The 13,225-nt window shown below is 72.3% G+C and carries 13 protein-coding genes and 1 pseudogene; 4 read left to right on the forward strand and 10 right to left on the reverse strand.

Annotation, left to right across the window (positions count from 1 at the left end; translation table 11 throughout):
- Window positions 1-2 precede the first annotated feature (2 nt).
- On the reverse strand, window positions 3-2,387 hold the full coding sequence (locus tag AB0I04_RS33570; RefSeq protein WP_360893688.1) for a xanthine dehydrogenase family protein molybdopterin-binding subunit: 2,385 nt from the start codon (window positions 2,385-2,387) through the stop codon (window positions 3-5).
- Window positions 2,388-2,592: 205 nt separating this feature from the next.
- On the opposite strand from AB0I04_RS33570, the gene AB0I04_RS33575 reads away from it, so the two are divergent.
- From AB0I04_RS33575 to AB0I04_RS33590, 4 genes are all read left to right on the forward strand, one after another.
- On the forward strand, window positions 2,593-5,088 hold the full coding sequence (locus AB0I04_RS33575) for a LuxR C-terminal-related transcriptional regulator (protein WP_360893690.1): 2,496 nt from the start codon (window positions 2,593-2,595) through the stop codon (window positions 5,086-5,088).
- Window positions 5,089-5,265: 177 nt separating this feature from the next.
- On the forward strand, window positions 5,266-6,279 hold the full coding sequence (locus AB0I04_RS33580; protein WP_360893693.1) for a LacI family DNA-binding transcriptional regulator: 1,014 nt from the start codon (window positions 5,266-5,268) through the stop codon (window positions 6,277-6,279).
- A 120-nt stretch (window positions 6,280-6,399) separates the two neighbouring features.
- Window positions 6,400-7,323 (forward strand): hypothetical protein, encoded by a 924-nt coding sequence (locus AB0I04_RS33585; RefSeq protein ID WP_360893696.1) that lies wholly within the window; start codon window positions 6,400-6,402, stop codon window positions 7,321-7,323.
- Between the two features lie 5 nt (window positions 7,324-7,328).
- On the forward strand, window positions 7,329-8,117 hold the full coding sequence (locus AB0I04_RS33590) for an SDR family oxidoreductase (RefSeq protein WP_360893865.1): 789 nt from the start codon (window positions 7,329-7,331) through the stop codon (window positions 8,115-8,117).
- Window positions 8,118-8,209: 92 nt separating this feature from the next.
- On the opposite strand, the gene AB0I04_RS33595 is transcribed toward AB0I04_RS33590, so the two are convergent.
- The 9 genes and pseudogenes from AB0I04_RS33595 to AB0I04_RS33635 all read right to left on the reverse strand — a co-directional run bounded on the left by AB0I04_RS33595 (window position 8,210) and on the right by AB0I04_RS33635 (window position 13,224).
- Window positions 8,210-8,548, reverse strand: coding sequence for a gas vesicle protein K (locus tag AB0I04_RS33595; protein ID WP_360893699.1), 339 nt, complete (start codon window positions 8,546-8,548; stop codon window positions 8,210-8,212).
- The gene (locus AB0I04_RS33600) at window positions 8,545-8,832 is read right to left on the reverse strand and encodes a gas vesicle protein (RefSeq protein ID WP_360893702.1); all 288 of its coding nucleotides are present in this window, start codon (window positions 8,830-8,832) and stop codon (window positions 8,545-8,547) included. Before AB0I04_RS33600 ends, AB0I04_RS33595 begins: the two co-directional genes overlap by 4 nt.
- Entirely contained in the window at window positions 8,829-9,620 is a 792-nt protein-coding gene (locus AB0I04_RS33605) for a GvpL/GvpF family gas vesicle protein (RefSeq protein WP_360893705.1), read from the reverse strand. The genes AB0I04_RS33600 and AB0I04_RS33605 overlap by 4 nt, the downstream gene beginning before the upstream one ends.
- Window positions 9,613-10,092, reverse strand: a complete 480-nt coding sequence (locus tag AB0I04_RS33610) for a gas vesicle protein (protein WP_360893708.1) — start codon at window positions 10,090-10,092, stop codon at window positions 9,613-9,615. Before AB0I04_RS33610 ends, AB0I04_RS33605 begins: the two co-directional genes overlap by 8 nt.
- Entirely contained in the window at window positions 10,089-10,496 is a 408-nt protein-coding gene (gene gvpO, locus AB0I04_RS33615; protein WP_360893711.1) for a gas vesicle protein GvpO, read from the reverse strand. The genes AB0I04_RS33610 and gvpO overlap by 4 nt, the downstream gene beginning before the upstream one ends.
- Window positions 10,497-10,530: 34 nt before the next feature.
- Complete coding sequence (locus AB0I04_RS33620) at window positions 10,531-10,773, reverse strand: gas vesicle protein GvpG (protein ID WP_360893714.1); 243 nt, start codon at window positions 10,771-10,773, stop codon at window positions 10,531-10,533.
- A 4-nt stretch (window positions 10,774-10,777) separates the two neighbouring features.
- Window positions 10,778-11,563, reverse strand: a complete 786-nt coding sequence (locus tag AB0I04_RS33625) for a GvpL/GvpF family gas vesicle protein (protein ID WP_360893716.1) — start codon at window positions 11,561-11,563, stop codon at window positions 10,778-10,780.
- A gap of 187 nt (window positions 11,564-11,750) precedes the next feature.
- Window positions 11,751-11,927: pseudogene (gvpJ, locus tag AB0I04_RS33630) on the reverse strand (gas vesicle protein GvpJ); the annotation flags it as partial.
- Window positions 11,928-11,985: 58 nt separating this feature from the next.
- Window positions 11,986-13,224 carry an SRPBCC family protein gene (locus AB0I04_RS33635; protein ID WP_360893718.1) on the reverse strand — a complete coding sequence of 413 codons (1,239 nt, stop codon included), beginning with the start codon at window positions 13,222-13,224 and terminating at the stop codon, window positions 11,986-11,988.
- Window position 13,225: the final 1 nt, after the last annotated feature.

The raw sequence follows: 13,225 nt of genomic DNA on the forward strand, positions 1-13,225 counted from the left end.
CCTCAGGGCCCGTTGCCGGCGTCGCGAAGGGCCGTCCAGACCCGGTCGGGGGTCAGCGGGACCTCCCCGATGAAGGCATCGAACTCGGCGAGAGCGTCGCTGACGGCGTTGGCGATCGCGGCCGGCGGCGCGATCGCCCCGCTCTCACCAACCCCCTTCACGCCGTGAACCGTGTGCGGGGACGGCGTCTCGAGGTGATGAACGCGGATGCGCGGGACGTCCGACACGCCTGGGAGGAAATAGTCGGTCAGTGAGGTCGCCCGGGGCCGGCCGTCGCCGTCGTAGACCAGCTCCTCCAGGAGCGCGGTGCCGATGCCCTGGGCGACTCCACCGACGATCTGATCGTCCACGATGAGGGGATTGACGACCGTCCCGCAGTCCTCGACGACCGCGTAGTCGAGGAGCCGGACCAGCCCGGTGTCGAGGTCCACCTCGACCACGGCGGCGTGCGTCGCGTACGTGAAGGCGCCCGTCTGCACGTCCGGCCGGTAATGGCAGGTGGCCTCCAACCCCGGCTCGATCTCGGCCGGGACGCGGTCGGGGCGGAGCAGGAAGGTCCGGGCCAGCTCCCGCAAGGTGATCGACGCGTCGGAGCCGGCGATCCGGCCGTCGGTGAACCGGAGCTCGCCGGCCGGGCGGTCGAGCATGGCCGCGGCGACCCGGCGTACCTTCGCCGCGAGCGTGGTCGCCGCACGGTGCGCGGCGCCGCCGGCCATGACGATGCTGCGCGAGGAGAACGTCCCGTCCCCGCGCGGAGTCAGGGCGGTGTCGCCCTGCACGACGGCGACGGCACCCGGATCGACGTCGAACACCTCCCCCACCACCTGGGCGAGACAGGTCTCCAGTCCCTGGCCCAGCTCCTTGATCCCGCAGGCGACGGTGAGCGTTCCGATGGCGTCAAGGACGACGCGGGCGCTCTCCGCCCCGAACGTGATCGGCATGCCCCGGCTGGTCCACTCCGCGACGCCGTGCGCCGTCTGCTCGGTGAACGCGGCGTACCCGATGCCGATCCGGGTGCGTTCCCGCGGGTCCGTGAGCCGCTGCCGGCGTCGCCAGGCACCGTGCCCGATGAGCTTCGTCGCCTGGCGTACGGCCTCGGGGTAGTCACCGCTGTCGTAGACCCTGCCGGCCACCGAGGTGTAGGGCATCTGCTCCGGGCGCACCATGTTCCAGACGCGCAGGTCGTACGGCTCGGCGCCCAGGCGGCGTGCCAGCTCGTCGACGGTGCGCTCGATCGCGAAGCAGGCCACCGGACGGCTGACTCCGCGGTACGGGCCCAGCGGGGCCTTGTTCGTCGCGACCGTCGTGCTCGTGAACCGGTAGTCGCGGATCCGGTACGGGCCGGGGATCATCGCCGCGGCCATGGTCGCGTCCATCGCCGCGGTCCAGGGCCAGATGGAGTAGGCGCCGGCGTCAGCGACGATGTCCGCTTCGACGGCGAGGATCGCACCGCTCGAGGAGGCGTGGACCGTGACCCGTATGCGGTGGCCGTGCGCCTGGGTCGCGGCGACGAGGTGCTCCCGGCGACTCTCCACCCACCGGATCGGATGGCCGCACCGAAGCGCGGCGGCCGCGATCGCCAGCTCCTCCGGATACAAGGACACCTTGGCGCCGAAGCCCCCACCGACGTCCGGCGCGATCACCCGGAGGCGCCGAACCTCCGGCTCGAGCCGCTCGGCCAGAGCGTCACGGAGGACGTGGGGGAACTGCGTGGCGGAGTAGACGACCAGCTGGTCCATGCCGGGGTCGTAGTGGGCGATGACGCCCCGGCACTCCAGGGGCGCGCAGGACTGCCGGGCGATCCGGTACTCCCGCGTGATCGACAGATCCGCCGCCCGCACGGCGGCCTCCACGTCGCCGAAGGAGCGAGCGACGCGGACGTAGACGTTGTCGGGCCAGGACTCGTGCACGAGCGCCGGCCGCTCGGCGAGGGCCTGGTCGAGGCCGCTGACGGCCGGGAGTGCCTCGATCCGCACGTCGACGCGGTCGGCGAGGTCCGCCGCGGCCGCCCGGTCATCGCCCAGGACCATCGCGATCGGCTCGCCGACGTAACGCACCGTGCCCGTCGCCAGCGGCGGATAGGCGGCGGCTCGGAAGCCCGGCAGCGCGGCGGTGGCGGCCACGGGACGACCTGACGCGCCCAGCTCCGCGGCGGTCCAGCAGGCGCCGGACGGGGTGTCCGGGGGCGGCCGCACGTCGAGCAGCCGGCCGTGCGCCACGGGACTGCGCACGAAGACCGCGTCGCGCATGCCGGGCAGCGCGATGTCGGCGAGAAAGCGAGCCTGGCCGCGAAGGTGGCGGGCGTCCTCGACGCGGAGGCGCGCGGCGCCGATGCCGTACCGGGACCGCGACGAGACGGACGGTCCCGCCGAGCGCGCATCGGTCATGGCGTCCTCCTCGGCCACCGGGCGACCGAGGCGTGTCGCCCGGCGACGCCCCGGCACCGGAGCGCACGGCCGGGGTGCGGGACTCGGCGCGGACCACGTCGTTCATCCCTGCGGAACGCCGCAGCGGGTCTCGGATCACGCCTGGTAAATTGTACCGTACAGTGAGTGATCAACGGGATTGCGCACTTCGATCGATCGTGTGTCCATGACGTGCGCCGAGTGGGAACGACCGACACGCCGCCACAAGGGCAATCTTCCGGCCGACGTGACGAGTTTCGTCGGACGCAGGGACCTGTTGGCCGAGGTCCGGCGTCTGCTGTCGCAGTCACGGCTGGTGACACTTACCGGCGTCGGCGGGGTCGGCAAGACCCGGCTGGCGCTCCGGGTCGCGGCCGATCTCGATCGATCCTTCGCGGACGGCGCATGGCTGGTCCAGCTCGCCGGGCTGGAGGACCCCGAGCTCGTCGCCCTGACGGCCGCCGTCACGGTGGGCGCCTGTGACCACTCGACCCGGCAGCCCCTCGCGAGTCTCACGCAGTACCTCGAGGGCCGGCGGCTGCTCCTGGTCCTGGACAACTGCGAGCACCTCCACGCCACCTGCGCCTCGGTGGTCGATGTCCTTCTCCGGCACTGCCCGGACGTGCGGGTCCTCGCCACCAGCCGTCAGTCGCTCGGCATCGCCGGAGAGCACATCCTCATCGTGCCGCCGATGTCGGTTCCCCCGCTCGATCACGAGCCGCAGGCGGCCGACCTCACCCAGAGCGAGGCCGTGGCGCTGTTCCTCGACCGCGCCGAAGCCGTGGTGGGCGGTTTCCGGGCCGACATGCGATCGCACGTCACGGCCGCCCGGATCTGCCGGCGCCTGGACGGGATCCCCCTCGCGATCGAACTCGCGGCCGTACGGCTGCGCGCCCTGTCGGCCCAGCAGATCCTCGACCGGCTCACGAACCGGTTCGAGCTGCTTTCGTCCGGCTACCGGACCGCGGTGCCCCGCCAGCAGACCCTGCGTGCGCTGATCGACTGGAGTCACACGCTGTGCTCGGTGCCGGAGCAGGTGCTGTGGGCACGGCTGTCGGTGTTCGCCGAGCGTTTCGACATCGAGGCCGTCATGGCGGTGTGCGCCGACGAGACGCTGCCGCCGGAAACGCTGCACGATCTGCTGTCCTCCCTGGTCGACAAGTCGATCGTGCTGCGTGAGCCGCACGGGGATCAGGTGCGCTTCGTGCTGCTGGAGACGCTCCGCGAGTACGGGCAGGAACGCCTGGCCGAGTCCGGTGAGCTGCCGATGCTGCGGCGGCGGCACCGGGACTGGTACCAGCGGATCGCCGAGCGCTCCGAGCGGGAGTGGTTCGGTCCGGCACAGCTGGAATGGCTGGCCCGCCTGCGGTCGGAGCTGGCCAACCTGCGCTCCGCGCTGAACTTCAGCCTCACCGAGGGCGGCGATGTGACGGCGGGACTGACCATCGCGGCCGCCCTGCGCTTCTACTGGGTCGGCGGTGGCCTGCTCCACGAAGGCCGCCACTGGCTCGGCCGCCTGCTCGCCGCCGACACGGCATCCGGCTCGGCCCGGTTGAAGGGCCTCTACGTCGACGCCTACCTGGCCCTGCTGCTCAGCGACCGGGCCGCCGCGAGCGACCGGATGCGCGAGGTCGACACGCTCGTACGGGAGTTCGGCGGCGATTCCCTCCCCGAGGCCGATGCCGGCTATATCGCGCAGGTCCTCGGCCTCGTGGCGCTGTTCGGCGGCGATTCCACCGACGCGGCGCCGCTCTGCGAGCAGGCGCTCGCCCATCACGAGGTCGCCGGGGACGCGGCCGGGGTGATCCACGACAAGATCGAGCTGGGCCAGGCCCTGTCCCTGCTGGACGACCATGACCACGCCCGGCAGCTGTACGAGGAGTGCCTGGCCGAATGCGTCGCCTGCGGCGAGCGCTGGCTCCGGTGCCTGGCCCTGTACGCTCTCGCGATCGCGCTGTCGCGTCAGGGTGAGCATCGGCGCGCCATCGCCGCCGCGCACGAGAGCGTTCTGCTCAAACGGCCGTTCAACGACGCCGTCGTCAGCGGCCTGGCCGTCGAGGTGATGGCCTGGAGCACCGTCGCGGACTGCCGGGCCGAGCGCGGCGCGCGCCTGCTGGGCGCCGCGGAGGCGATCCTGCGAGCGATCGGGGCACGCCTGTCGACGTTCGAGCATCTCGTCGCCGGGCACGAGAAGGCGGTGGCGACGGCGCGCCACGCGTTGGGGGACGCCGCCTACGAGACCGCCTTCCGCGAGGGCGCGGAGCGCACGAGGGAGGAGGCGCTCGACTACGCGCTGGAGGCCACGGCCGACCGGCACGGTGCCCAGGAGCGCCCTCGCCCTGTCACTCGCTCCGAGGCCGGTGCGTCCCGCACCGGCGACGTGTCGCCGTCCCTGTCGGAGGCCCACCCCCGGCCTCCCGCCGGCGGGGAGACCGTGCCCGGGCCTGCCGCCACCGTCGGCCCCCTGACCCGGCGCGAGTGGCAGATCGCCGAGCTCGTCGCCGCCGGCATGCGCAACCGTGACATCGCCGCGGAACTGGTGATCGCCGTCCGTACCGCAGAGGGCCATACTCAGAACATCCTCAAGAAGCTGGGCTTCACCTCGCGCTCCCAGATCGCCGCCTGGGTCACGGCACACCGGCACGATGCCGCCGGCCGTCCAGGGGACGAGACGCCACCGTGAAGTCGCGGTTCAACGGTGGCCCCGCCCCCCGTACGACCGCGGGAGCCGCCCTCGTCGTCCGAGCCGGGCGACCGACCTACTGACCTGAAACGTTTTCGGTGACGTAAGCTTTTACTCTCGGCCTGTCAACGACGTTCATGAGTGATCATCTCGGCGGCTACCGAAAAGGGTTTCTCCTTGCCAGCTCAGCGACCACGAGCGGTCACGATCACGGATGTCGCGGCCCGGGCCGGGGTGTCCATCGCGACGGCCTCGAAGGCGATCAACGGCCGGGCGCAGGTCCGCGCCGAGACCCGGGAGCGCGTTCTCCAGGCCGCCGAGGAGCTGGGGTTCCGGCCCAACGCGATCGCCCGCAGCCTCCTGTCCGGTCAGAGCCGGATGGTGGGACTGCTCACGAGCGACAGTGTCGGGCGATTCGGCATCCCGGTGCTGTTCGGCGCCGAGGACGCCTTCGGGGTCGGCGAGATGGCCGTTCTGCTCTGCGACGCCCGCGGCGACTCCATCCGCGAGCAGCATCACCTGCGCACGCTGCTGAGTCACCGGGTCGACGGGCTCATCGTCGTCGGCCAGAGCACCGACCCTCGTCCCTCGCTCAGCCGGGGCCTGCCGGTCCCCGTCGTCTACGCCTACGCCCCGTCCGAGGACCCCGACGACGTCTCGTTCGTGCCGGACGACGTCGGCGGCGCGCGGCTCGCCGTCGAGCACCTGCTGGCCTTGGGACGCCGCCGGTTCGCCCACATCACGGGGCCGGTCGACTACCAGGCCGCCCTCGACCGGGCCGCCGGCGTGCGAGCGGCCCTGGAGGACGCCGGACTGACGCTCCGCGGCCAGGCGTGGCACGGCGTGTGGTCCCAGCGGTGGGGGCGGCAGGCCGCGGAGATGGTGTTCCGGATCGACCCGGAGCCTGATGCCGTGGTGTGCGGCAACGACCAGATCGCCGCCGGTTTCATCGACGCGGCCCGCGAACGGGGCCGTCGCGTGCCCGACGACGTGGCGGTCGTCGGCTACGACAACTGGGAGGTTCTGGCCGCCGAGACCAGGCCCCCGCTGACCACCGTCGACATGAACCTGGAGAGTCTCGGCCGCACGGCGGCGCAGCAACTGTTCGCCGCGATCGACGGCGGCGCCACCCCGGGCGTCCACCGGATGCCGTGCCGCCTGGTCATCCGCGACTCCACGGCTCCGGCCTGATCAGAGGACTTTCGGCCCCGCGGCTCCGGCCGAGGCGTTGAGTACCTGGCGTTCCCATCGTGCGGGCCCTGATGTCGACGTCATATCGTTCGTTCCTGCCTGCTGCGGGAGAAAACGACCATGACAGACCCACAGTGTGACGTGACCGCCCTCGAGAGGGTCATCGCCGAGATGCGCGCGAAGGACGCGTCCATCGGTCACCAGGTCCACGATGAGCTCTTCGACCAGGCGTCGTCCTATCGCGGGGTACCACGTGAGTTGCTCGACCAGGTCTGGGCCAGGCACTTCGAGCGCGCCGTCACGGTGCTGCGCGACGGGCGGGTGCCCCCGCCGGAGGAGATCGACGAGGCGGAGGTCGCCCGCGATCGCGTCGCCCGCGGCGTGTCCTTGAGCGACGGGCTGAGCGCCTTCCGGCGAGCGCTCCGCGCCATCAGGGACCTGTTCATCGCCGAGGCGACCCGGCACGGACTCGATCCGCGCGTCATCGTGGACCGCACCACGGCGCTGTGGGAGCTCACCGACGTGGAGAGTCTGCGGATCGCCGCGATATATCGGGAAGCCGAGATCTCCGCCGCCCTCTTCGACGCCCGCCGGCGGGCGGACTTCCTCCGCGGCCTGCTGTACGGGACGCTGAGCGAGACCGAGATCCGCAGCGGTGCGGTGGTCTACGGCCTCGACCCGTCGCGGCCGTATCGCGCCATCAGGGCGGCCGCCGGCACCGGTGCGGCGGTCGACCGGCCGGCGCGGCGGCTGGACGGCCTCTGCCGGACCCACGGCCGGACCGCCATGATCGGGGTGGTCGACGACGCGATCGCCGGAGTCGTCGAGACGAAGCCGGTGGCCGAAGGCTTGGCGGTGACGGCGGGCCTGGGGCCGCCGACGCCTCTGGGACAGATCCATCGGTCGTCGCTGTCCGAGGTCCACGACGAGGCGGACCTCATAGAGATCGTCATGCTCGTGGGGCAGGACCACATGGTCGCGTTCTTCCTGAACTCCGCGGGCGTGGAACTGGATCCGGGCTTCCCGGGAAGGGAGGACCGGTGACCGGCATGGATGACGCCGCACGCAGGCTGGCCGGCCGGACGCTCCTGGTGATCGGCGCCGGAACCCGCCCGTACGACGACCCGGAGGCCCCGGTCGGCAACGGCCGGGCGATCGCCATCACCGCCGCGCGCGAGGGGGCGAGCGTGGCCTGCGCCGACGTCTCCCAGCCGGCCGCCACCCGCACCGCCGAACTCGTCACCGCGGAAGGAGTCACCGGCGTCACCATCGTCGGCGACGCGACCGACGCCGAGGAGTCCGCGCGGATGATCGCCGAGGCCGCGCGCGAGCTCGGCGGCCTCGACGCGATCGTGGTCAACGTCGGCATCGGCCTGGGCTTCGGGCTTGCGGGCTGCTCCCCCGACGACTGGGACCGTGTGCTGTCACTGAACCTGCGGGCACCGTTCCTCGCGGCCAAGTACGGCCTGCCCGCGTTGGCCGACGACGGCGCGTTCGTCTTCATCGGCTCGGCGGCGGGCCTGCGCGCGGCGACCGGCTCCCCCGCCTATGACAGCTCGAAGGCCGGTCTGTTCGGCCTCACCCGGCATGTCGCGAAGGAGGGCGCGGCACGCCGCGTCCGCGCCAACCTGGTCGTCCCGGGACTCATCGACACTCCGATGGGCCGCGACGCTTCGGCCCGACGACCGTCGCGTACCGCCTCATTCGAGCGCATCCCGCTCCGTCGGCAGGGCACCGGGTGGGAGGTGGCGAACGCCGTGACCTTTCTGCTGTCCGACCGCGCGTCCTACATCACCGGTCAGAGCCTGGTCGTGGACGGCGGCATGAACGCCGTCTGACCGCGCGGGCGGCGCGTGCTCACCCGGAGGCGGCAGCGTCCTCGCGTGAGTGCCATGCGCCGCCCGCATGACGGCGGACGGGATCACGACGATCAGTCGCCGTCGGTGGGCAGGAGCGTGCCGAGCGGGCCGAGGTCAAGGTTGAGGTCGGACATCGTGAGGTCGAACCGGTCGCACAGCTCCTCCATGGCCTCCTCCAGGCGCATCAGCGTGACGCCGATCTCCTCGACCTGCTCGTCGGAAAGGTCGCCCTGGTCGACCCGGCGGATGCACTGGCGTTCGACCAGCTGCCGTACGAGTTCGACGATGGTGAGGACCAGCTGGGCCAGGTCGCGCTGGACGGTCTCGGAGTCGGCCTCGATGCGCCGGCCCCCGCGGCGAACCGGGGTGCCCGCCGGGTCGAGCGGACGGGCGTGAACGGGATCGTTCACGGTGCCGACCTCCGGCGATCAGGGTCGCGCGGGGCGATGACGTCGTCCCCGCCGACCGAGCCGATCAGCACCCGCAGCGAGATCCGGACGAGGTCGACGTCGGCGATGGACAGGACCAGGTCGCCACTGATGACGACACCGCCCGCCAGCAGGCGGTCGAGCAGGTCGACGAGCGCGACGCGCTGTGCGGGGACGCCGCTCCGCGCGGCCGGAAGGTGCCCGGTGGAGCGGTCTACGCCGCTCCGCGCGGCCGGCGGGGACCCGGTGTGGCGGTCGACCGTCACGCGGTCCCTCCCGCGCCGGGTTCGGAGATCGTGAAGGAGTACGGCGCCCACGGCCCGGTGAGCTGCACCTCCAGCTCCGGCTCGCGAAGGGCGGCGACCGTGGCGGCGAACTCATCGCCTCGATCGTCGTCGACGAGGTACGCGCCGTTCAGCACCATCCAGTCGTCACGGCCGGACAGCTGGGGGTCCTGAGCCCGGTGGTAGCGGCGCGCCACCGCGATCTCGGCCAGGGCCGCGTCGATCCGCTCGGCGCGCGTGGCCGCCTTCCGCCACGCCTCCTCGCGCGTGTGCAGGTCCGTCCGCCGTCGCTTGAGGTACGCGGTGCCGGGCCGTCCGCCGGCCTGTTCCGAAGGTCCGGGCGTCCGCACGTCGCCGGAGGGGGTGCGCTGGGCGGTCGCGTACACCTTCACACCCCACTCCCGGCGTCCGGTCACCCGGGCGAGCACGTCGGTGAACTCCTCGGCGCGTTCCCCCAGCAGACGGCGTATCTGCTCGTCGTCGCGGTAGACGGTCACGAGCCGGACGGGAGCGACCGGGCCCACCGCCGCGGCCGCCTCCACGACCTGGTGGTGGGCGCGGGCGGTGGCCTCCAGCCACGGCAGGTCCTCGAGGTTGCGCTTCAGGCCCTCCTCGCCGAACTGCTCGAGCGGCACGGTCCCGGCGTACGCGACGAGCCCCGCCTCCGTGATCGTCCGCACCGGCGCGCCGAGCAGCCCCGTCAGCCCCGGCGGCAGGGCCGCCCCGGTGTCCCGGGCGATGGCGTACAGGTACGTTCCGGACTCAGTCACGACGGCGCTCCGGGTCGGTACGGCGGCGCTCCGGGTCCGGGCGGCCGGGCGACTCCTCGTACGGGGCCTCGACGGCTCGCCGTCCGCCCCGGCCCTCCTCCAGGCCGGCGGCTCGTCGTTTCTCTCCCAGGCCGGCCCGCTGGCTGCCCTGGCCCTCTTCCAGGTCGGCGACCCGCTCCCGCAGCCGACGGTTCTCCTCCTCCAGGCCGCGCCGGTCGCCCGTCAGCCACGGGTCGTGCTCCCACCAGTCGATGCCCAGCTCCCGCGCGGTCTCCACCGACACGATCAGCAGCCGCAGCTTGATGGTCAGCAGCTCGATGTCGAGGAGGTTCACCTGGATGTCGCCGGCGATCACGATGCCCTTGTCCAGGACGCGCTCGAGGATGTCGCCGAGGTTGGCGGGCTCGCGTCCGCCGCCCTGCCCCGCCCCGTACGGCGTGACGTAGCCACCGCGCGGCTCGCCCGGGGTCATGACGCCTCACTGCGGCCGCGCGGGTACCGCTGGATCCGGCGGTACGACGTCATGTCGCCGCCGTCGTCGATCTCGACCTCGTAGAGGGCGAGCGTGTCCGAGGAGGAGGGGATGCGGCGCGCCTCGAGCAGTTCCACGCCGGCCACCCAGCCGTCCTCTGCCGGGCGTATGGACGTCACGCCCTCCGCGTTCTTGCCGGTCAGCGTGGTGATCTCCCGCAGCGCGGCCTTCGCCGCCTCCGCCGCGGACAGCCGCCCGGCCGAGGCCGCGCGGCGACGCCTCGGCCGCGTCTCCGGCTCGTCCTCCTCGTAGGCGTCCTCGTACTCGGCCGCGTAGTCCTCGTCGGACTCGTCGAGTCGCCGCCCGCGCGCGCGTTCCGGCCGGTCTCTGCGGCTGGCGGACACGGTTTCTCCCTTCCGGCGGGACGGCCGGGACCCCTTACGGGGCGCCGGTGGCCCGGCCGCCGATCAGACGGCCGAGGATCTCCTGCTGCGCCTCGGCCTCTTCCTCCTCCGAGATGAGGCCGGCCTGTCGTTGCCGCTCGAGCTCCTCGAGCCGGGCGCGGATCGCCATCGGGCTCGTGAGCTCCTGCTCGACCTGCTGCTGGATCACCTCGCCCAGCTTGACCACGCCTTTCACCGGGAGGACCGGCAACGTGAGGATCGACGAGATCAGCCCCACCGGATCACCCTCCAGGCCTCGGCGTGATGACGAAGTCGTACGGCGCCATCGGGCCGAGCAGGCGGAGGCTCACGCGGCCCTGCCACTCTCGGGCGAGCTCCTCCACGGCCTTCTCGAACTGCTGCCGCTGCGGGGTCTCGACGAGGAAGGAGGCCTGGACGGCGTCCTCGTGGTGCGTCGGCGCGCGCAGGACGTTCGCCACCGCGTGGCCGGACAGCGCCTGGACGGCCCGCCGGGTGTCGGCCTCGCGCTTGGCGGAGATCACCTGGTTGATGACCTCGCCCAAGCGGATCCGGGCGTCGCGGGTGAGCTCTTCGGGCCGGTCGCGGATCTCCTCGCGGAGGCGGGCGGCCTCGGGGACCTCGGTCAGGATCTCGCGGAGCACGGCACGCTCCTCGTAACGGCCCTTCAGGACGTACTCGACGCGTCCTTCCATCTCGTTCAACGCGGCCAGGAACTGGTCGTGGTTGGCGGCCAGCAGCTCCTCTTCGACGGCCTCGCGGCTCGTCAGCACCGCGCCGAAGCGCAGTGGCAGCACCGGGACCTCCACGGCCGCCTCGTCCAGCAGCCGCTGGTGCGCGGTGAGGTCCTCCGGCCGGCCGATCGGGGCTCCGGTCCGGATCTCGCTCACGAGGGCGGCGATCCGCCCGTGGCGGACCAGGTCGACGTCGCTGTCCCGCAGGCCGTGCGCGTCGGGGCTCACCTCGACGTCTCCGGGCAAGATGCCGTACACATAGCAGCCGACGGCGCGCTCCTCCTGCGCGTCCTGGGTCTGCTCGGGCGCTGCCATCTCACTCCCCCTCCGTACGGCGGCGTCGCCGTACGGCCCGCTCGGCGTCATCGACGCCCGCGAACTCACGGAGCTTCTCGCCGACGCCCTCGATGGCGCCCCGGGTCTTGTGCTTGGCGCCGCCCTCCTGAATGTCCTTCATCAGTCCGGGGATCCCCTGCTCCTCGGTCTGGGTCAGGTCCAGGCGGCCGGCCGCCTCGGCGAACTGCAGATAGGTCTCCACGCTGGCCACCACGATGCGCGCGTCGATGGCCAGCACCTCGATACCGACCAGCGAAACCCGGACGTACGCGTCGATGACCAGGCCCTTGTCCAGGATCGTGTCGATGACGTCGGCCAGGCCGCCCCCCGAAGGCCGCCCCATGCCACCCCCACCCGCCGGCTGTACTGCCGTGGTCATGGTCCCCCCAATGTGTCCTCGGTCAGCCTCGGCGCTCGCGGCGTGCCGAGCGTTCAGGCCGGTCCCCGCGCCCGGTCTCGCCCCGCCGCCCGGAACTCACGGCCTCGCGGCTCCGGAACTCCTCGCCGGGCTCTTCGTCCTCGTAGTCGTACTCGTACTCCGACTCCTCCTCCGCGTACCGTTCCCCACGTCCGCGCCGCCCCGCGCGTTCCGGCCCTTCCGCGCGCTCGCGTTCCGCCGGCCGGCCCTCGCCCTCCTGCCCTTCTCGCAGCGCGGTCTCGTGGTCCTTGACGACCTGACCGTCGTGTATCTCCCCGCGCCAGCCCTCGATCTCGTCCGGGCGCAGGATCGCCTGCGTCATGGCGTGCCGCTGGAAGTGCTTGAACTCCAGGCGCGCACGGCGTCCCTGGGCGCGCCACAGGTTGCCGGTGTACTCGAAGAACCCCTTCGGGTGGTACTCCAGCACGAGCGCGATGCGGGTCATGTCCGGCCCGATCTCGCTGAATGTCACCGCGCCGTCCACGTAGCCCTTGGGGCCCTTGGATCGCCAGACGATCCGCCGGTCGGGGACCTGCTCGATGATGGTCGACTCCCAGTCGCGGTGCGACCAGAGGATATGGGCCTTCCAGCGGACCTTCTCGTCGGACTCCTGGTGGACGTCCTCCACCTTCTTGGTGAACGACGGGAAGTCCTCGAACCGGGTCCACTGGTCGTAGGCCAGCCGAAGCGGCACGCCGACGTCGAGTGTCTCGACGATGTTGGTGACCTTGAGCTTCTTGCCCTTGCCGCCCTTGCCCCCGCGCGCCTTCTGTTCGATCTTGGTCTTGGCGTACGCCTTCAGCGCGTTGAAGCCGGGGGCGAGCCGGTCCTTCAGCGACCCGCCGTCGCCTCCTCCGGCCAGGGCGGACAGCAGGCGACCGCCGCCGCCCTTGGTCACCGCGGACAGCAGGCCGCCGCCCTCGCCCTTGGTCACCGCGGACAGCAGACCACCGCCGGCGCCTCCCGTCAGCGCCGACAGCAGGCCGCCCGCACCGTGCTCGGAGTAGTCGCCGAGCCGGTCCGCGGCGCCTTCGACCCGGGCGATGAGGCGGAGCAGGGCTCGCGTGCCCATGGCGGTGATCAGACCCTGTACCTCGTTGAGCAGCCGGTCGGTGTGCAGGCTCTTGAGCAGTTCGCCGCCGGGGAGGCGTTCGGTGGCCTCCTCCAGCGGGCGGGTCGCTGAGCGTGCCGCCTCCCTGGCCGAGCGTGTCGCCTCCGTCACG

The organism is Actinoallomurus sp. NPDC050550 (assembly GCF_040655075.1).
Classification (GTDB): Bacteria; Actinomycetota; Actinomycetes; order Streptosporangiales; family Streptosporangiaceae; genus Actinoallomurus.